The 17,429-nt window shown below is 58.4% G+C and carries 15 protein-coding genes; 9 read left to right on the top strand and 6 right to left on the bottom strand.

The genetic code is table 11. The features are described from left to right. The first annotated feature begins 196 nt into the window (after positions 1–196). A complete protein-coding gene (locus ACW9UQ_RS01470; RefSeq protein WP_458929217.1) occupies positions 197–601 on the top strand; it encodes a Rap1a/Tai family immunity protein in 405 nt (134 codons plus the stop codon). An 84-nt stretch (positions 602–685) separates the two neighbouring features. On the opposite strand, the gene ACW9UQ_RS01465 is transcribed toward ACW9UQ_RS01470, so the two are convergent. The 5 genes from ACW9UQ_RS01465 to ACW9UQ_RS01445 form a co-directional block, all read right to left on the bottom strand. Continuing rightward, positions 686–2,320, bottom strand: coding sequence for a hypothetical protein (locus ACW9UQ_RS01465; RefSeq protein WP_458929216.1), 1,635 nt, complete (start codon positions 2,318–2,320; stop codon positions 686–688). Between the two features lie 3 nt (positions 2,321–2,323). Continuing rightward, complete coding sequence (locus ACW9UQ_RS01460) at positions 2,324–3,064, bottom strand: ABC transporter ATP-binding protein (protein ID WP_458929215.1); 741 nt, start codon at positions 3,062–3,064, stop codon at positions 2,324–2,326. A gap of 205 nt (positions 3,065–3,269) precedes the next feature. Next, a complete protein-coding gene (locus ACW9UQ_RS01455) occupies positions 3,270–4,571 on the bottom strand; it encodes a TRAP transporter large permease (RefSeq protein WP_458929214.1) in 1,302 nt (433 codons plus the stop codon). Continuing rightward, complete coding sequence (locus tag ACW9UQ_RS01450) at positions 4,572–5,096, bottom strand: TRAP transporter small permease (RefSeq protein ID WP_458929213.1); 525 nt, start codon at positions 5,094–5,096, stop codon at positions 4,572–4,574. A 99-nt stretch (positions 5,097–5,195) separates the two neighbouring features. After that, positions 5,196–6,158, bottom strand: a complete 963-nt coding sequence (locus ACW9UQ_RS01445) for a TRAP transporter substrate-binding protein (RefSeq protein ID WP_458929212.1) — start codon at positions 6,156–6,158, stop codon at positions 5,196–5,198. A 162-nt stretch (positions 6,159–6,320) separates the two neighbouring features. On the opposite strand from ACW9UQ_RS01445, the gene ACW9UQ_RS01440 reads away from it, so the two are divergent. Beyond that, positions 6,321–7,175, top strand: a complete 855-nt coding sequence (locus tag ACW9UQ_RS01440; protein WP_458929211.1) for an MBL fold metallo-hydrolase — start codon at positions 6,321–6,323, stop codon at positions 7,173–7,175. Positions 7,176–7,214: 39 nt separating this feature from the next. On the opposite strand, the gene ACW9UQ_RS01435 is transcribed toward ACW9UQ_RS01440, so the two are convergent. Beyond that, positions 7,215–8,018 carry an undecaprenyl-diphosphate phosphatase gene (locus ACW9UQ_RS01435; RefSeq protein WP_458929210.1) on the bottom strand — a complete coding sequence of 268 codons (804 nt, stop codon included), beginning with the start codon at positions 8,016–8,018 and terminating at the stop codon, positions 7,215–7,217. A gap of 243 nt (positions 8,019–8,261) precedes the next feature. Here ACW9UQ_RS01435 and ACW9UQ_RS01430 point away from each other — a divergent pair, with 243 nt between their 5' ends. The 7 genes from ACW9UQ_RS01430 (at position 8,262) to gltB (ending at position 17,387) form a co-directional block, all read left to right on the top strand. Continuing rightward, the gene (locus ACW9UQ_RS01430) at positions 8,262–9,683 is read left to right on the top strand and encodes an NAD(P)-dependent oxidoreductase (RefSeq protein WP_458929239.1); all 1,422 of its coding nucleotides are present in this window, start codon (positions 8,262–8,264) and stop codon (positions 9,681–9,683) included. 261 nt (positions 9,684–9,944) lie between these two features. Further along, positions 9,945–10,571: a hypothetical protein gene (locus ACW9UQ_RS01425; RefSeq protein ID WP_458929209.1), complete on the top strand. Its 627-nt coding sequence runs from the start codon at positions 9,945–9,947 to the stop codon at positions 10,569–10,571. A 74-nt stretch (positions 10,572–10,645) separates the two neighbouring features. Further along, entirely contained in the window at positions 10,646–11,248 is a 603-nt protein-coding gene (locus tag ACW9UQ_RS01420; protein ID WP_458929208.1) for a hypothetical protein, read from the top strand. Then, positions 11,245–11,685, top strand: coding sequence for a GFA family protein (locus ACW9UQ_RS01415; protein WP_458929207.1), 441 nt, complete (start codon positions 11,245–11,247; stop codon positions 11,683–11,685). Before ACW9UQ_RS01420 ends, ACW9UQ_RS01415 begins: the two co-directional genes overlap by 4 nt. After that, the gene (locus ACW9UQ_RS01410; RefSeq protein ID WP_458929206.1) at positions 11,682–12,116 is read left to right on the top strand and encodes a GFA family protein; all 435 of its coding nucleotides are present in this window, start codon (positions 11,682–11,684) and stop codon (positions 12,114–12,116) included. Before ACW9UQ_RS01415 ends, ACW9UQ_RS01410 begins: the two co-directional genes overlap by 4 nt. Position 12,117: 1 nt before the next feature. After that, on the top strand, positions 12,118–12,855 hold the full coding sequence (locus tag ACW9UQ_RS01405; protein WP_458929205.1) for a hypothetical protein: 738 nt from the start codon (positions 12,118–12,120) through the stop codon (positions 12,853–12,855). Then, entirely contained in the window at positions 12,852–17,387 is a 4,536-nt protein-coding gene (gene gltB / locus ACW9UQ_RS01400; RefSeq protein ID WP_458929204.1) for a glutamate synthase large subunit, read from the top strand. The genes ACW9UQ_RS01405 and gltB overlap by 4 nt, the downstream gene beginning before the upstream one ends. Positions 17,388–17,429: the final 42 nt, after the last annotated feature.

Raw genomic sequence — 17,429 nt, 5'->3', positions numbered from 1 at the left:
TCTGTGTGCTAAAATTTTTTAACCCTTTTGTCAGAATCTGACCACCACTCATCCTCTTTTGTTGAAGTTGAGAATAGTGGACATTTTCTAACCTGTGGATCGCTCCAAAACTGTTCAAACCCAAACCCAAACCCAAACCCTTTGCCCGAAAGGCGAATCTGTGCTGGAGTGTGGGGGATTTTAGGGAGGGATTGAGATGTGGATTAGAGCGCTAGGACTGGCGGCCGCTTGTTTGATACCGGCGTTGTCTAGGGCGGAGCCGCCGAAAGATGACTATGGGTTTGTTCTCAAGCAATGCTCAAATCGTGAATCTCCAAGCGCCGCGGATTTTTGCTTTGCTAGGTTTCGTGGGTTCTTGGATGGGATTGTAGCCACTACCCTAAAGGAAGATAGCTCGCTTGAGGGGCTTCCGCTTTTGGATGTGTACACTCTGGCAAGCCGGAAAGTTGGCTTCTGTCTGCCTGCAGACGTATCTTCGAGACAAATTGCACAAGTTATCGTTAGCTACCTGGAAGAGCGCCCTGACGAACGGGGTAAGCCAGTAGGGTTGCTTATGCTTGGTGCCGCCAGAGAGGCTTTCCCCTGCGAGCCTGTGGAGTAGGGTTTGGTTTACATAAAACTTAACAAGGTGATCGGTTGCCTCTGAATTTTTATCCCCGTGCAGGACAAATATTGGTTTGCGGTTTTAGTCGAAAACCTCTGCGACTACGAACCGTCTGAAAGCATATTGCATTATGATCGTTGCCAGGCCCCCGATTAAGGCCAGCGTTAACCAACTGGCCATGCCAGGAAGGACCCAGGTGGTTTTGAGGGTCGTGAAGGTAAATACCCCGACGCCAGCCGCCGCCGCCGCACCAGAGAGGACGATAACTAACTTCACAATGAATTCGACCATTGCACGACCGAGAAACTCAAAATCCGCCCGTCCCATTGGCACAAGCTTTGCCGGGAACAGCAAGAAAATCGTGTTTTCAACCGCGTAGATAAGCAGGGTCAACGGGAGTGCAAACGCCGCCAGCGCCAAAGCTATGGTGGGGGTGAGACGGTCCTCGAAGATCAGGGCACTGGCGATCAGAGTCAATACAATGGCGTAGGACAGAAGCACCTGAACCAAGAGTTGGCCCATACAGATGCGCCACGGTGCGATCGGCAAAGCCTTATATGTTTCCATCCGGCTCAGCTCGCCGCGAAAGTCGCATATCAACGTACGGGGGACGATGAATGCAAAAAAGAAAAGAAGCATCGCCAATGCATGGTCGTCCGTCATTGATATTCTGGCAAACGAAGCGATAGGTGCGGCGCCAGCGGCGGCGACGATGAATACGGCGACTACCTTAGATGAGTTGCGCAAGGCCTTGATGGCCTGACGCCAGGCAATGGGGCCCAAACCACCAAGCGTTGGCGCGTTGCGTATCGAGGGAACATCGGTCCGCTCGGTGGCCCAGAACGACCCGCCCTGCTTCATACGCTCCCAGCGGTTGCTTAGTCGGGTGTTTTGGCTGAGCGAGCGCTCGAACGTGCGACCGTCAAGCCTGACAATCGCCCAGAGCAGCGCCGCATTGATTAGGATGGCCATGGTGGCCCAAAAGGCCAATTGCGGAAAAAGGGATTGCGCCAGAAAGAGTTCGGCAAAAACGATGTAGGGCATCAGGATGATGGTGCCGATCCATGAGTGGCGCACGTCTGACAGAAGGTCGACTATGGTGCGATCAGGGACTGCCCAGGCGTAAATCACGGCGGCAACCGCAATCACAAATACCAGCGCAACTGCAGGCCATTTTAACCGCGCAAGCCGGTTACCCTCGAACGCCTGCCAGGCCATGCCGAAGGCCGCACTGTTCAACTGAACAAACAAGAGCGTCAGAAGTGCTGCGATAAAGGTTGAAAGGGCCGAACCCGTTTGCGTTTGCGCAAAGGGTGCGATGAGTGCGGCAGTGAGTGCCGCGCCCGCAGCATATGCGATGAACTTGTAAAGGATCAGGTCGCGGCGGCTGAACGGTCCAACAAAGAGAAGATTGATCTCTGCCGGTGAGAAATGAAACGACGGCCCGGTCGTAAGTAACACCGTAAGCAGTGTCATCCCGAACAGCCCAAGTGGCATGAATGTGTCTATCTGACCGCGAATGGTCTGTGGATCGAGACCCGCAACACCAAACAGCTGCGCGTCCGGAACCGGCTTGCCCACAGCGATCAGCAGCCAGATGATCCCACCAATCGCAAGGAACAGAAGTGCGCCGCGCAGGCTCACCAATTGCATCAGGCGCTGGCGAATCCCGCCGCGCATTCGCATTGACAGAAGGCGAAGAAGCGCTGTGTCCATGCCTCAGGCTTCACCCTTCGTTTGATCTTGTGTGATCGTGAAATAAGCCGCCTCGAGGGCCGAATTGCTGTCGGACTGACCAAATTCCGCCAGAACGTCGCTCATTTCGCCGAACCGGCGGCACTCGCCAAGGTTCAGCACCATAAGATGTGTGCACAAGGTCTCAAACAGGCTCAAAAGGTGCGAGCTTATGATGATCGCTGCGCCGTTGTTTGCACGTTCGCGTATGGCGTCCTGAATGCCCCGGATACCTTGCGGATCGAGCCCGGTCAGGGGTTCATCAAAAAGGATAGCCTTCGGATCGTGCAAGAAGGCGCAAGAGATCGCCACTTTCTGACGCATACCCCGGGACAAGTTATGAACAAGCGTATCGCGTTTATGCGAAAGTTCGAATGACGTCAGCAGCGCTTCGGCACGATCCTCAAAATCCGCGACCTTGTAAGCGGCGGCGGTGAAGGCCAGATGTTCCCAAACCGTCAAACTGTCGAACAACCGCGGATCGTCAGGAATATAGCCAAGGTTTTGTTTGGCGGCGAGCGGGTCTTTGACGATGTCGTGGTTCGCGATGGAGAGGGTTCCAGACGTCGGTGGAACGATACCACATAGGGCACGCAACGTCGTGGTCTTACCCGCTCCGTTCGGCCCGACCAGCCCAAGAATTTGGCCGGGGGCAACTGTAAAGCTGAGGTCCGTGACAGCTGCGAAGCCGTTGTAGTTTTTGTTGAAATTCGTAACTGTGATCATCGACATTTGCTCGATCTGAGGTGCGTTGTCACACTAACCGACCGGCGTGGGGTCCAACAATGCAAATTTTCGGTATCGATTTGTCATACCATTGAAATTCGGCAGCGGACCCAGTTTCTTCGGCTCCTAGAAACGTCTGTTCTGGACGAAAGGCGAGATAACGCACCACCGGCAAACGCATCCGGGGCGGATCAACCCTTTTAAGTCATTTAGACATTGCTGACGGCAGGTAGGTGACGATTTGCGGGAACACGGTGATAAGGGCCACGGCGACAAGCAGCAGCACAAAGAACGGCAGCGCGGCGGCGGCAATCCGCAGGATGTCTATGCCGGTCAGGCCCTGGATCACGAACAGGTTGAAGCCCACGGGCGGGGTGATTTGGCTCATCTCGACCACCAGAACCAGATAGATGCCGAACCACAGCGGGTCGATGCCCACGGCCTTGACCATTGGCATGATGATAGAGGTGGTCAGAACCACAACGGAAATCCCGTCAAGAAACAGGCCCAGCAGGATGAAGAACAGGGTCAGCACCGCCAGCAATACAAAAGGCGACAGGCCCATTCCGCCGATCCAGGCGGCCAGATTGCGCGGCAGTCCGGTGAACCCCATTGCCACGGCCAGCAAGGCCGCGCCCAGCAGGATAAAGGCAATCATGCAGGATGTGCGCGCTGCTGACAAAAGTGCGTCAAAGAAATCTTGCCGGGTGAAACTGCCCGACAGAACTGCCAGCAGGATCGCCAGCAAGACACCTAGTGCGGCCGCATCGGTGGGCGAGGCCAGCCCGGAATAGATCGACCCGATGACGCCCGCGATCAGCAGTGCGACCGGGATCAGCCCGCGCGATTGCCACAGTTTTTCCTTTAGCGGTAGGCTACGGTCGGGCTTGGGGATCAGGTCAGGGTTAAGCCAGGCCCGCACCGCGACATAAGCGCCGAACAGCCCCACCAGCATCGCGCCGGGCAAAAGACCGGCAACGAAAAGCCGCGCGATGGATTGGTCCGTCGCCACGCCATAAACGATCAGAATGATCGAAGGCGGGATCAGCAACCCCAACGTGGCGGATCCGGCAAGTGTGCCAAGGATCAGACCCTCGGGATAGCCGCGTGAGCGTAGTTCCGGGATCGACATCTTGCCGATGGTGGCTGCAGTCGCGGCAGAAGAACCGGACACCGCCGCGAAAATCGCGCACCCCAGCACGTTCACATGCAACAATCGCCCCGGCAGGCCGCCAAGCCAGGGGGCCAGCCCGTTGAACATGTCCCGGCTAAGGCGCGAGCGCAGCAGAATCTCGCCCATCAGGATGAAAAGCGGCAGGGCGGCCAGTGACCACGAATGGCTATGCCCCCAAAAGGTTGTCGCCATCACTAGCCCCACCGGCGCATTGGAGAAGAACACCAACGCAACCACCGCCACACCGGTCAGGGCCAGCGCAATCCACAGGCCGGATGCAAGACCAGCCAGTAACACGCCCAACAGCAGAAGGCCAACCATTGGATCGGACATTCAGACCTCCTCCGTTGATTGGATGACGGGGCTGCGGCGCTGGATCGTCTCAAACAGCGTGTGAAGGATGGCTATAAACAGCAACGTCAGTCCCAGCGCCATAACCGATTGCGGGATCCACAGGGGCACCGGCACGATACCCGGCGAGACATCGCCAAAATGCCAGCTTTCCAGCACCAGCGCGCCGCTATACCAAACCGCAAAACCGGTAAGACCTGCCGCAATTGCCAGAACAAGAACCTCGGCGACCAGTTGCCCCCATTCTGGCAGCCGCGTAGTCACCAGCGACACGCGGATATGCCCACCGGAGCAGAATGTATATGGCATCGCCAGAAACGTGGCGGCGGCCAGCATGAAGCCCGAGAAATCGGCATAGGACGGGATCGTGGCAGGCAACCCCAAACCCAGAACCCGGGTGGCAAAGTTCAGAAGCACCTGCGCGCTGATCAGCACGGCAATGGCCAGAATGATCAGTGCCGATGCCCATCCAGCGGCCAGATAGACCCGGTCAAGGAAACGTTGCATCTGTGGTTGCCTCTTTGTCGTTCCGGCCCCTGGTTCAGCAATTGCAGGGCCGGAACGGATGATCGTGTGACCGGGCAGCGGCCCGGTCAGAGCGCCGGGTTATTCCTGATATGTGGTCAGGATCGACAGGGCGGCGTCCGAAGCAGAGGCTTTCCAGTTGTCCAGCATCTTGGTGCCGATCTCACGCAGGCCGCTTTGCAGCGCTTCGCTTGGCTCGGCGACGATGATGCCATTCTCGGCCATCACAGCGGTTTTCGCTTCAGCTTCTGCGGCAGACATTTCCCAGCCACGAGCCTCGGCGGCTTCGGCGGCTTTCAGGACAGCGGCCTGCACATCTTCGGGCAAACGGCGGAAGGCACGTTCGTTCACAACGACGATGTTTTTCGGCACCCAGGCGTTAATCGGCGTGTAATGGGTCACGAAATCCCAGGCCTTGGAATTCGCACCGGTTGAGGGAGAGGTGATCATCGCCTCGACCTGACCGGTCGCAAAGGCCTGCGGGATATCCGGGGCCTCAACCTGAACCGGTGCGGCTCCTGCCAGGGTTGCGAATTCCTCAAGCGCGGCATTATAGGCGCGGAAACGCAGCCCTTTCAGCGCGTCGACGGTCTCAACCTCGCCATTGGTATAAAGCCCCTGCGCTGGCCAGGGGACAGAGAACAACGGCATCAGGCCCTGCTCGGCCAGCAGATCGGTGATTACGGGCTTTTGCGCCTTCCACAGCTTGGCGGCATCTTCATAGCTGGTGGCGACGAAAGGCTGGCTGTCCAGACCAAAGGCCGCATCCTCATTAACCAGCCGCGACAGGAAGAATTCTCCGGCCGGGACCTGACCGGAGCGCACGGCGTTCTTGATCTCAGCATGCGGAAACAGCGAGCCGGCGGAATGCACCGTGATCTCAAGCGCACCATCGGTGGCCGCTGCCACATCCTTGGCGAACTCTGCGATGTTCTGGGTGTGGAATGTTGCATCGCCATAAGGCGTTGGCATGTCCCAAGTATCCGCAAAGACGGCCCCGGTCAGCCCGGTCGCAAGGGCGGCAGCAAGAACGACATGTTTCATTTTGAACTCCCTGTCTTGTCATGTGTCTTTGCTTGAATAGCAGAGTATTTTGCCGCGTCACAGGGGGCTTGCAATCCGATGGTTCGGTGACCTCTTCACCCCTGGCGTTGGTCGTGCCAAACTCTGCTTGTTTTGGGATGGGTGGCAAAAGGCAGATCTGTGATGACCGATTTCGTTTCACTATTGGGGGTCAAGGGTGGACCTGCGATCCGGCCCAATTCCAACATGCCGACGGCGAACCTTGTGTCGCTGGGCGGTCGCACCATTCTGGTGGACGCTGGATTGGGTGCCGCGCGCGGCCTGTGCGATCAGGGGGTGAACCTGACGGATATCGACGCTATTTTCGTCACGCATCTGCATTCCGACCATTACCTTGAACTCGGACCTTTGTTGCATACCGCCTGGACGGTGGGGCTGGCCCGCCCGGTGCCGGTTTATGGGCCCGAGGGGCTAGACGATTACTGGCGGCATTTTCTGGTTTCCATGTCATTTGATATCACGCTGAGGATCGAAGATGAGGGTCGGCCGGATCTGGCTGGTCTGGTGGATATCCGCCCCATGAGCGAAGGTGTGGTCATGACCGATGGTGCGCTGTCGGTGACCGCGATGCTGAATGACCACCCGCCGATCCGCGAAAGCTATGCGCTTAGGTTCGAGACCAGCGATAAGCGCGTAGTTCTGTCTGGCGACACAGCGCCACTGGACCAGATGGTGCAATTTGCCGAAGGGGCCGATCTGCTGGTGCATGAGGCGATGCTGATCGAGGGTGTCGATGCCCTTGTGGCTAAAGTCGCCAATGGCGACGACCGCCTGCGCCAGCACATCCTTCGCAGCCATACCAGCGCAGAAGATGCCGGAGATATCGCCACCCAGGCCGGGGTGGGGCATCTGGCGCTGAACCACTTTGTCCCGGACGGGCTGCCCGGGTTCACCGAGGCAAACTGGACCGAGGCCACCCGCAAGACATGGGATGGCAGACTGACCATCGCCAAGGATGGAGAGCGGATTTTGCTATAGATTGCTATAGAGAAAGTTATCTTAGCCCGGCAAGTTTCATCAGGGATAAACCAGCCACAGGATCGCCGCGCCCAACACCATCCGATAAATCACATAAGGCGTAAAGCTGACGCTGCGCAAAAGCCGCATCATCAGCGCCAGCGCGCCAAGCGCCGCGACAAATGCCATGGCAGCCGCAATCGCAGCATCGCGCGCCAAAGCCCAATTGGCCTGTGCCACAACATCCCCGGTCAACAGCACACCCGAGGCAAGGATCGTCGGGATCGACATCAGCATTGCCAGACGCGCGGCATCATGGCGAGCATACCCCAGCATCCGCGCCGCTGTGATCGTGATGCCAGAGCGTGACGTGCCGGGGATCAGCGCCACCGCCTGCCAAAGGCCCATCTTGATGGCGTCGGTCAGGCACCAGTCGGCATCGGTCTTTTCAACAGGGCCCTTTCGATCAGCCCAAAACAGCAGCAGCCCGAAGACAATTGTCGCCCAGCCCACCACAGCCGGGTCTCGCACCGTATCCGCCAGCCCGGTCAGCTTCATCGCCAGCCCTGCAATCACCACCGGAACGGTCGCAACCGCCAGCAGAAAAGCAAGCCGTGTATCGGGATGCGACAGATCCAGCCGCAGCAGCCCCGGCACCCCGCGCAGCATCCGGGCAACATCGGCGCGGAAATACAGCATCACTGCCGCCAGCGTGCCAACATGCACCGCAACATCCAAAGCGGTGCCCTGATCTGGCGCACCGGTAATGCTAGGCAAAAGGATCAGATGACCAGAGGAAGAGACCGGCAAAAACTCGGTAATGCCCTGCACAAGGGCCAGAAGCAGCAGGTGAAACAGGGACATCAGAACCTCCGGCCCGGTATGACAGGGCAGGTGTAGCACTCTGGCAGGAATGGGGTAAGTCAGGATATTAGTCTCAATCCGGACCTAATTTCTGGTGCGAAGATTGCATTCAGGACCTCGATATAAGAAAAAATCTATACATAGGTCAGTATATATGACTTTCTTTCCACCCAAGTCTGCGTTAAACCCTGCCGGCACAGCCATCTCTGCGCCGATTCCAGGAAGCCAGCCATGACCAATAAAATGCTGAAATTTGTCGATGTTGCGCGGGATATGCCGCCCAAACGCGCCGCAGATGACCGGCGCGAAGACTTCGCCGAGATATATGCCGAATTCGCCGATGCAAAAGCGGCAGAACAGGCCTCCCGCTGTTCGCAATGCGGCGTGCCTTACTGTCAGTCGCATTGTCCGCTGCACAACAATATTCCCGACTGGCTGAAGATGACGGCCGAAGGGCGGCTGCAGGAAGCCTATGAGATTTCGCAGTCGACCAACACTTTCCCCGAGATTTGCGGCCGTATCTGCCCACAGGACCGCCTGTGCGAAGGCAATTGCGTGATCGAACAATCCGGGCACGGCACTGTCACCATCGGTTCGGTCGAGAAGTACATCACCGATACAGCATGGGAACAGGGCTGGGTGCAGCCGATTGCACCCGTTTCGGAACGCACCGAAACCGTCGGCATTATTGGTGCCGGTCCCGGTGGTCTGGCTGCCGCTGATGTTCTGCGGCGCGCGGGTGTACAGGTTACGGTTTATGACCGCTATGACCGCGCGGGCGGGCTGCTGACCTATGGCATTCCCGGCTTCAAGCTGGAAAAGGATGTGGTCATGCGCCGTATTGATCAGCTGGAGCAGGGCGGGGTGACTTTCCGACTGAATTGCGATGTGGGCAAGGATATTACCTTTGGCGAAATCCGCGAAAGCCATGATGCCGTTCTAATTGCCACCGGCGTCTATCAATCCCGCGATCTGGGCGGGCCCGGCGCGGGTCTTGACGGGATCGTCAAGGCCATCGACTTCCTGACTGTATCCAACCGCAAGTCCTTTGGCGATGACGTGCCGGAGTTCGACAGCGGAGAGTTGAACGCCAAAGGCAAGACCGTCGTCGTCATTGGCGGCGGTGATACCGCGATGGATTGCGTCCGGACCTCCATCCGGCAGGGGGCCAAATCGGTCAAATGCCTCTACCGCCGCGACCGGGCCAACATGCCCGGCAGTCAGCGCGAGGTGGAAAACGCCGAAGAAGAAGGCGTCGAATTTGTCTGGCTGGCCGCCCCCAAAGGCTTTGTTGGTGAAGGCAGCGTCACCGGCGTCAAAGTCGCCAGGATGCGACTTGGCGCGCCAGATGCCAGCGGCCGCCAAAGCCCCGAGGAAATCGAGGGCGCGGACTACACCGAATCTGCCGATCTTGTTATCAAGGCCCTGGGCTTCACCCCAGAGGATCTGCCGACCCTTTGGGACACGCCCGAACTGGAGGTCAGCCGCTGGGGAACCGTCATGACCAGCTTTGCCACCCACGAAACCAAACTAAGCGGCGTCTATGCCGTTGGCGACATCGTGCGCGGCGCCTCTCTGGTCGTCTGGGCCATCCGTGACGGCCGCGAGGCAGCGGAGAGTATTTTGCGGCGATTTCAGGCCAACGGTGCTTTGGCAGCAGAGTGAGAAGCAAACATGCAACTTTTAAGGTTGAGGTTGTTCTCCGCAATTAGCGGCTCTTTTTTCGCAATGGTCTTTGTCATCGGGATTGGGCCTGCGATTGCAGATGGCTTGCCAAGGGGGAACCTATATCATGCAACGGTGACGCATGGCGGTGCTACGCCAGCATGTTCCGGGCCCGGGAAACTGCCACTGCGAGCTAAAGTTAACGCTGAAAATGTTGAAGTCACATTAAGCCCCGCCCGTCATGAAGGCGAGCAGAGGAAGATGTTAAATGATAGTGTGGTCAGTCTCTCTGACGGCGGTGTCTATCCGTCCAAATATGGTTGTTTTATCAACGAGCGTCGCGGGACCGAGGTGGTAACCCGCGAAACTCCGTGTCCCAACTCTTCCGGTCTGCAGTCCTTCGAAAGATGGGCGGTCGCCGCTCGTATTTCGACTGACCTGAAGGTTCAAGCGGAAATCTGCATGTCGCCTACATCTATTTCGGTAATTTCGGGACATTGGGAATTGGACATGACCTCGAGCTTGGGGCCGAAGAGGATTTCTGGAGACTTGCTCGAAGAAAACAGCGCGATGGAGTTTCAGCTTTCAAGTGTGCCAATTAGTCTCAGCAATTTACACTACCCAAAGCCCGGCCTGATGGTGGGTCTTTCCCTGGATTGTATTGATACTGGCTTTGAGTTTGAACCGGGCAGATCCGCTTTTGTATCAACTTACGCAGATTTCATCATGTCGGAAAAAGGCGACGACGAATGCAAAAATGCCGCTTCTTCCTGCTATTCGGCGGCTTCGAAAGATGACCGCAGAGTATTTGCCAAATTTGTCTTTAGACGAATGGCCGAAGGAACTTGGTGCAAGGCGGGCGGCTTGGCATCGGGACCGCAGAAATGAAGCTTTTGCGCTTGAAATACCTTCAGCTGGATCAGTTGTATGCGAGACGGCAGCACACGCTGAGATTGTCATTGTTGATAGCAGGAGTTTTCGCTTTTCCAGCCAGGGCCGACCTGACCTGCGATGACGTGCGCACGGACCTTCGGGCCAACCGTATCCAGCCGCTGGATGCGGCGGAGAGCCCTTGCGATCCGACGCGGGAATTGGGGGCAAAGATTGTGCTGGCGGGTGCGGGGATCTGCTACATGACAGGGCTGCCGGAACTGCCGCCGCGCACGGGCAAGCGGACCATCACGATGCGCAAGGGTGGCGAGACGGTGACGATTGAGGTCGATCCCTATACACCCGACATCGATGAGGACCCCACCATCGACACCGTTGAACTGGTGGTGGCGGCCAAGATGTGCCAGAGCCGCGACGCTGTGCGGCTGGCCGAAGGCACCTGGATGATCACCGGGCGTGATGGTGGCGAGGCGTTCTCGGCCAAGGGGTATTTCCCAGCGGATGCGATCTGGATCGACAGCATGACCTTTGGCCGCGACGGCAGCCGCAAGATCGGCGTCGGTTTTGAATTGCCGTTGGTGCAACTGGAACTGGACAAGGCGGAACGCTCCATCTCGGGCGTTGCGGTGTTTCCGATTTTTACCGAAACGATGGAAGCGGAGGGCCAGGAATGACCACGCAAACCGGGCACTGCCTTTGCGGCGCAGTCAAGGTGACCTTCGCCCCGGAAAGCCAGATCACTGCCTGCCATTGCGAGATGTGCCGACGCTGGACAAGCGGCGCCTTCGTTGAAGTTGATACCGTGCCGGGCTCGCTAAAGACCGAAGGACCAGTGAAAACTTATCGCGCCTCCGAACAGGTGGAGCGCGGCTTTTGCGGGGAATGCGGCTCGACCATATTTTTCCATTTTGATGCTGCAGGCCATGACCTTTACAGCGTCTCCGCCGGGTTGTTGGAGAATGCAGGCGGGCTAAAGCTGGAAAAAGAGCTTTACGCGGATGAAACCGCAGATGCCTTTGCTTTCGCCGGGGATCATCTGCGCGAAACCCGGGACGAGCATGAGGCCAAGCGGCAGGCATTCCTACAACGGATCAACGAGGCACCGTCATGAGCGATCGACGCGGCCACTGCCTGTGCGGGGCAGTCAGCTTTACCATTCAGGAGCCGAAAACGGAATTCGGTGCCTGTCATTGTTCGATGTGTCGGCAATGGACCGGCTCTGCTCTATTGGCGCTGGAGGTTCCTGCCGACAAGATCACGGTCAGCGGGCAGGACAGCATTGCGGCCTATCGTTCGTCGGACTGGGCGGAGCGGTGCTTTTGCAAAACCTGCGGCTCCAAACTTTGGTACCGCGTGACGGCAGAGGGGCCGCATCAGGGGGCCTATCATCTGGCTGTGGGTCTGCTGGACGACCTGGCCGGCATGAAACTGACCAGTGAGATTTTCATTGACGAAAAGCCCGACGGCTATGCCTTTGCCGGTCCGCTGGATCAGATGACCGGCGCGCAAGTGATGGCGCTGTATTCCGGTGAGGAGACCTGAGATGCGTATGATACTGACGATCTGTGCCCTTCTGATGCCCGGCGGATTGCTGGCGGACACGGTGTTTGAGCCGCCCCGGAGATGCACCAAAATCCTGACCGTGCAGCAGCGCGAGTGTCAGGTGATGAACGTTTGGGAATGTGACGGCGGCGCAGAGGGATGGGCCGGATATTTTGGTGATGAGGGTGCCGTCATGTCGTTCGAGAAATACGGACCTGACGGAGAGTTCATCCACATCCAGGACTTTGAAATCGGAGGGTTAATGATGACTGCCAAGTCAGCAAAAGATAACTCGTCCATGTCCTCACTGATTGAAACGGGAACCGACACCATCGACATGACCGTAAGCCTCCGTGTTCTGGTTTTGGAAGTTGAACTTAGAGCCGTTGGTAAGTCTGCCCGGACAGGCGAAGTCATTGTTGTTGACGGAGAGCAACTGAAGGTCTTGCGGACATCCGTTTCCATGATGGTGAAGGAAAACGATATCACCGGCCTAGACATGAACATCAGTGGAACCAGCAAGGACTATCTGCTGCTGTCTGATCAAATCATGATCGATGGCGAAGGTATTTTGCAAACGCCTGAGGGTGAAGAAAGATACAACCACACCCCCATCGAAATCATCCGTCCGGGCGAAGACGGCTTCTTTTCCCGTATCCCGAAATATGACTGCGGCGCGCAGGTTTCGTCGCTGATCAAGACTACGCCCCGCGCGTTTGACGATGAGGATCGCTTATGACCCAAGATATGCAAAACTGGACCAAAGCCTATGAGGCCGAGCGGGACCGGCTGGCCGCAACGGGGATGTACCGCACCGAGGATGAGCATGCCTCTTGCGGGGTTGGGCTTGTGGTGGCGGTGGACGGCAAGCCGCGCCGTCAGGTCGTCGAAAGCGGCATCGAGGCGCTGAAAGCGATTTGGCACCGGGGCGCGGTCGATGCGGATGGCAAGACCGGGGATGGTGCCGGTATCCATGTGCAGATTCCGGTTGAATTCTTCCATGATCAGGTCCGGCGCACCGGGCACGAGCCGGATGATGCAATGCTGGCCGTTGGCATGGTATTCCTGCCGCGCACAGATTTCGGTGCGCAGGAAACCTGCCGGACCATCGTGGAAACCGAAGTTCTGGCCATGGGTTATACCATCTATGGCTGGCGCCATGTGCCGGTGGATATCTCGGTCCTTGGCGAAAAGGCCGATGCGACCCGGCCAGAGATTGAGCAGATCCTGATCTCCAATTCTAAGGGCGTGGACGAAGAAACCTTTGAGCGGGAGCTTTACGTCATCCGCCGCCGGATTGAAAAGGCAGCAGCGGAACGCCAGGTCAGCGAGCTGTATATCTGCAGCCTGTCTTGCCGGTCGGTGATCTATAAAGGCATGATGCTGGCCGAGCAGGTGGCGGTTTTTTACCCCGACCTGATGGACGAACGCTTTACCTCGGCCTTCGCCATCTATCACCAGCGCTATTCGACCAACACCTTCCCGCAATGGTGGCTGGCGCAGCCGTTCCGGATGCTGGCCCATAATGGCGAGATCAACACGCTGAAAGGCAATGTGAATTGGATGCGCAGCCATGAGATTCGTATGGCCTCGGACGCATTTGGCGAATTGCAGGATGATATCAAGCCGATCATCCCGGCGGGGTCATCGGATTCGGCCGCGCTGGATGCCGTGTTCGAGGTGATGGTGCGTGCCGGGCGGACCGCACCGATGGCGAAAACCATGCTGGTGCCTGAGGCCTGGTCGAAAACCGCGACCAAGATCCCGCAAGCCTGGATTGACATGTACAATTATTCCAACGCCGTGATGGAGCCGTGGGACGGCCCGGCGGCGCTGGCGATGACCGATGGTCGCTGGGTCTGTGCCGGGCTGGATCGCAACGGCCTTAGGCCAATGCGCTATGTGGTGACTGGTGACGGGCTGGTAATCGCCGGGTCCGAGGTTGGCATGGTGCCCACCGATGAGATGACCGTGGTGGAAAAAGGCGCGCTGGGCCCCGGTCAGATGCTGGGCATCGATATGGCCGAGGGGAAGCTCTACCACGATACCGCCCTGAAGGACGCGCTTGCGGCATCGCGTGATTTCGGCAGCTGGGTCGGCTCGATTACTTCGCTTGAGGATAGCATGGGCGTGGCCGACGAACCTGTGCATTACACCGGTGATGTGCTGCGCAAGCGTCAGATCGCGGCGGGCTATTCGCTGGAAGATCTGGAGAACATCCTTGCCCCGATGGCCGAGGATGCGAAAGAGGCGATTGCCTCAATGGGGGATGACACGCCCTCGGCGGTATTGTCCGAGCAGTACCGGCCGCTGAGCCATTACTTCCGGCAGAATTTCAGCCAGGTGACCAACCCGCCGATCGACAGTCTGCGCGAACATCGGGTGATGAGTCTGAAGACCCGGTTCGGCAATCTGAAAAACGTGCTGGATGAGGACAGCAACCAGACCGAGATTCTGATGCTGGAAAGCCCCGTTGTGTCGAACGGGCAGTTTGATGCGATGGTTAAGGTGTTCGGCAAGGATGCTGTCACCATCGACTGCACCTTCCCGGCCGAAGGCGGGCCGGGCGTTCTGCGCGAGGCACTGAATGCGATCCGGTCGCAGGCCGAGGTGGCCGTACGTGCCGGGGCCCAGCATATCGTGATGAGTGATGCGGAACAGTCCGAGGATCGCGCGCCCATTCCGATGATCCTGGCGACCAGTGCGGTGCATAGCTGGCTGACCTCCAAGGGGTTGCGCACCTTTTGTTCGCTGAATGTGCGGTCGGCGGAATGTATGGACCCGCATTACTTTGCCGTGTTGATCGGTTGTGGTGCCACCACGGTTAACGCCTATCTGGCGCAGGACAGCATGGCGGATCGCATTGACCGGGGTCTGCTGGATATGGACCTGGCCACAGCGGTTGCGCGCTATCGCGAGGCGGTCAATCAGGGCCTGCTGAAGATCATGTCGAAGATGGGGATCAGTATGATTTCCTCCTATCGCGGCGGCATGAACTTCGAGGCGGTGGGCCTTAGCCGCGCCATGGTGGCTGAATACTTCCCCGGCATGGTCAGCCGGATCTCTGGCATCGGTATTTCTGGCATCAAGACCCAGGTTCAGGCCGTACATGCCAAGGGCTGGCGAATGGGCGCGAATGTGCTGCCCATCGGGGGTCTTTATAAATCGCGCCGCAGCGGGGAAACCCATGCCTGGGGTGCGCAGGGCATGCATCTGTTGCAATCGGCCTGCGACCGGGCCAGCTTTGATCTGTGGAAGAAATATTCCGCGATGATGCGGTCGGCCCCGCCGATCCATCTGCGCGATCTGCTGGATTTCAAACCCGATGTGACACCGATCCCACTGGAAGAGGTGGAAAGCATCACCTCCATCCGCAAACGGTTCGTTACGCCTGGGATGTCCCTTGGCGCGCTCAGCCCTGAGGCGCATAAGACGCTGAATGTGGCAATGAACCGGATCGGCGCAAAGTCCGATAGCGGCGAGGGCGGCGAGGACCCGGCGCATTTCCATCCTGAGCCGAATGGTGACAATCCGTCGGCCAAGATCAAGCAGGTCGCCAGCGGACGGTTTGGCGTAACGGCGGAATATCTGAACCAATGCGAAGAGCTTGAGATCAAGGTCGCGCAAGGCGCCAAGCCGGGTGAGGGCGGTCAGCTGCCGGGCATCAAGGTCACCGAATTGATCGCTCGGCTGCGGCATTCCACGCCGGGTGTGACCCTGATCAGCCCGCCGCCGCATCACGATATCTATTCGATCGAGGATCTGGCCCAGCTGATCTATGATTTGAAACAGATCAACCCACGCGCCAAAGTGACGGTCAAGCTGGTGGCGCAGTCGGGCGTTGGCACGATTGCTGCCGGTGTGGCGAAGGCCAAGGCCGATGTGATCTTGATCTCTGGCCATAATGGCGGCACGGGGGCCAGCCCCGCGACCAGCATCAAATATGCCGGCCTGCCCTGGGAAATGGGCTTGACCGAGGCGCATCAGGTGCTGGCGCTGAACAACCTGCGCGAGCGGGTGACGCTGCGCACCGATGGCGGTTTGCGGACGGGCCGCGATATCGTCATCGCCGCGATGATGGGGGCCGAGGAGTTCGGCATCGGCACCGCCGCCCTGATCGCGATGGGTTGTATCATGGTACGTCAGTGCCAGTCCAACACCTGCCCGGTGGGCGTTTGCACCCAGCGCGACGATCTGCGCGCCAAGTTCACCGGCAATGCCGACAAGGTGGTCAACCTGATTACCTTCTACGCGCAAGAGGTACGCGAGGTTCTGGCGTCGCTTGGTATGCGTTCCCTCGACGAGGTGATTGGCCGGGCCGATATGCTGAGCCAGGTCAGCCGCGGTGCGGCACATTTGGACGATCTGGACCTGAACCCGCTGCTGATCACGGTCAGCGGGGCCGAGGATATCACCTATGACCGCCTGAAACCGCGCAATGAGGTGCCTGAAACGCTGGACGCCCAGATCGTGCAGGACGCGCAGCCGTTCTTTAAGGATGGTGAAAAGATGCAGCTGTCCTATGCGGTGCAGAACACGCACCGGACCATCGGGACGCGGGTCTCCAGCCAGATCGTGCAGCGCTTCGGTATGCGCAACAACCTGCAGCCTAATCACCTGACGGTAAAGCTGTCAGGTTCGGCCGGGCAAAGCCTTGGGGCTTTTGCCGCGCCGGGGCTGAAGATTGAGGTATCGGGCGACGCCAACGACTATGTCGGTAAGGGCCTGTCAGGTGGCCGCATCGTTGTGCGCCCGCCGCTGGGCAGCCCGCTGGTGGCCAAGGACAACACCATCATCGGCAACACCGTGCTTTATGGCGCAACGGGCGGCGCGCTGTTTGCCAATGGCCGCGCCGGGGAACGGTTCTGTGTCCGCAACTCGGGTGCTGATGTTGTGGTGGAGGGCTGCGGCTCGAACGGGTGTGAGTATATGACCGGCGGTGTCGCTGTGATCCTTGGCCCGATTGGCGACAATTTCGGGGCCGGGATGACCGGCGGGATGGCGTTTCTTTATGATGAACATGGTGAGATGCGTCAGCGCCTGAACGATGAAACCATCATCGCGCAATCGCTGCAGTCGGCCCATTGGACCGCTGTGCTGAAAAACCTGGTCACCGCGCACAGCGATGAAACCCACAGCCAACTGGCCGATGACATCCTGCGCCACTGGTCCACGACCTCGGGGCATTTCCTGCAGATCGTGCCGAAAGAGATGCTGACCCGGCTTGAGCATCCACTTAGCGATGCAGATGTGTCGGTGCCCGCCGAATAGAATCCGGCGCATCTATTCAGCAAAGCGCCGCCCCCGGGGAAA

The sequence above is a fragment of the Halovulum sp. GXIMD14793 genome (assembly GCF_054457435.1).
The sequence above is the reverse complement of the archived record's forward strand: the minus strand, read 5'-3'. Positions and strand labels throughout refer to the sequence as shown.

Bases quoted from the DNA above. Each gene is read 5' to 3' on its own strand.
- ACW9UQ_RS01440 (WP_458929211.1), top strand. From the start codon at position 6,321: ATGACCGATTTCGTTTCACTATTGGGGGTCAAGGGTGGACCTGCGATC.
- ACW9UQ_RS01455 (WP_458929214.1), bottom strand. From the start codon at position 4,571: ATGTCCGATCCAATGGTTGGCCTTCTGCTGTTGGGCGTGTTACTGGCT.
- ACW9UQ_RS01425 (WP_458929209.1), top strand. From the start codon at position 9,945: ATGTTAAATGATAGTGTGGTCAGTCTCTCTGACGGCGGTGTCTATCCG.
- ACW9UQ_RS01410 (WP_458929206.1), top strand. From the start codon at position 11,682: ATGAGCGATCGACGCGGCCACTGCCTGTGCGGGGCAGTCAGCTTTACC.
- ACW9UQ_RS01470 (WP_458929217.1), top strand. From the start codon at position 197: ATGTGGATTAGAGCGCTAGGACTGGCGGCCGCTTGTTTGATACCGGCG.
- ACW9UQ_RS01460 (WP_458929215.1), bottom strand. From the start codon at position 3,064: ATGATCACAGTTACGAATTTCAACAAAAACTACAACGGCTTCGCAGCT.
- ACW9UQ_RS01405 (WP_458929205.1), top strand. From the start codon at position 12,118: ATGCGTATGATACTGACGATCTGTGCCCTTCTGATGCCCGGCGGATTG.
- ACW9UQ_RS01465 (WP_458929216.1), bottom strand. From the start codon at position 2,320: ATGGACACAGCGCTTCTTCGCCTTCTGTCAATGCGAATGCGCGGCGGG.
- ACW9UQ_RS01430 (WP_458929239.1), top strand. From the start codon at position 8,262: ATGCTGAAATTTGTCGATGTTGCGCGGGATATGCCGCCCAAACGCGCC.
- ACW9UQ_RS01450 (WP_458929213.1), bottom strand. From the start codon at position 5,096: ATGCAACGTTTCCTTGACCGGGTCTATCTGGCCGCTGGATGGGCATCG.
- ACW9UQ_RS01435 (WP_458929210.1), bottom strand. From the start codon at position 8,018: ATGTCCCTGTTTCACCTGCTGCTTCTGGCCCTTGTGCAGGGCATTACC.
- gltB (WP_458929204.1), top strand. From the start codon at position 12,852: ATGACCCAAGATATGCAAAACTGGACCAAAGCCTATGAGGCCGAGCGG.
- ACW9UQ_RS01415 (WP_458929207.1), top strand. From the start codon at position 11,245: ATGACCACGCAAACCGGGCACTGCCTTTGCGGCGCAGTCAAGGTGACC.
- ACW9UQ_RS01445 (WP_458929212.1), bottom strand. From the start codon at position 6,158: ATGAAACATGTCGTTCTTGCTGCCGCCCTTGCGACCGGGCTGACCGGG.